The sequence below is a fragment of the Mesorhizobium sp. M7A.F.Ca.CA.004.12.1.1 genome, from assembly GCF_003997835.1.
GTDB lineage: Bacteria > Pseudomonadota > Alphaproteobacteria > Rhizobiales > Rhizobiaceae > Mesorhizobium.
Genome location: NZ_RZRK01001423.1, coordinates 1 through 646 on the forward strand (window position 1 = coordinate 1; position 646 = coordinate 646).

Annotated in this window: 2 protein-coding genes; one reads left to right on the forward strand and one right to left on the reverse strand. The window is 55.6% G+C overall.

Annotated elements, in window-relative coordinates; translation table 11 throughout:
• Window positions 1-269: 269 nt before the first annotated feature.
• Window positions 270-434 carry a hypothetical protein gene (locus tag EN984_RS36815; RefSeq protein ID WP_023706483.1) on the forward strand — a complete coding sequence of 55 codons (165 nt, stop codon included), beginning with the start codon at window positions 270-272 and terminating at the stop codon, window positions 432-434.
• A 54-nt stretch (window positions 435-488) separates the two neighbouring features.
• On the opposite strand, the gene EN984_RS36820 is transcribed toward EN984_RS36815, so the two are convergent.
• Window positions 489-646: DUF1993 family protein (locus EN984_RS36820; RefSeq protein WP_127384462.1), on the reverse strand; the 158-nt coding region annotated here is incomplete at its 5' end.

Genomic DNA, 646 nt, shown 5'->3' on the forward strand with positions numbered 1-646 from the left:
CGCCTGCACCGCTTGACCCACCGCAACCCCAAGAAACAAAAATTCAGACTGTATTTTTTTGCAGTCCGGAATTCGCCAGGTGTGGCGAGGAAAAACCGGCCATGTAGCCAGCGTTCGAGGCTACGATACGCACCGGCCAAAAGTTTCGCCCGTTAGAGAAAATGTCGAAAAATTCGCCAAGACATGGCAGGTATGCAAATGCTGCACTGCACAATTGTCACGATTCACCTATATTGGCGGATGTGGAGGACCAATTTGGGGCTTGAATCATGGGTTTCTTCACTGAAATGTTCGCCCGGCCGCGGCCGCAGGAGCATCTGAGATACCGCTCGGCGCTCGCGCTGCTTCATTCGATGAGCAATGCCGACCGTGCCGACATCGGTATCAAGCCGGCCGACTTCCCCCGCATCGCCCGCGAAATGTCCGTTCGCTAGGTACTTCCGGTGATGTCCCGGATCGATCCGGGACATCTCCAAAAACTCAATTCCCTAGCGCGTTCCCAGGAATGTCGCCTTGCCCAACGGCACGCCATTGTGGCGAAGAATGTCGTAGGCCGTGGTGAGGTGGAAATAGAAGTTGGGCATAGCCACATGCAGCAGATACTGCAGGCCGGGCATCGAACTTTCCCGTCCGCCAAGCTTCAGCT

Excerpts from the sequence above, each read along its gene's own strand:
- EN984_RS36815 (WP_023706483.1), top strand. The coding sequence starts at position 270 with ATGGGTTTCTTCACTGAAATGTTCGCCCGGCCGCGGCCGCAGGAGCAT.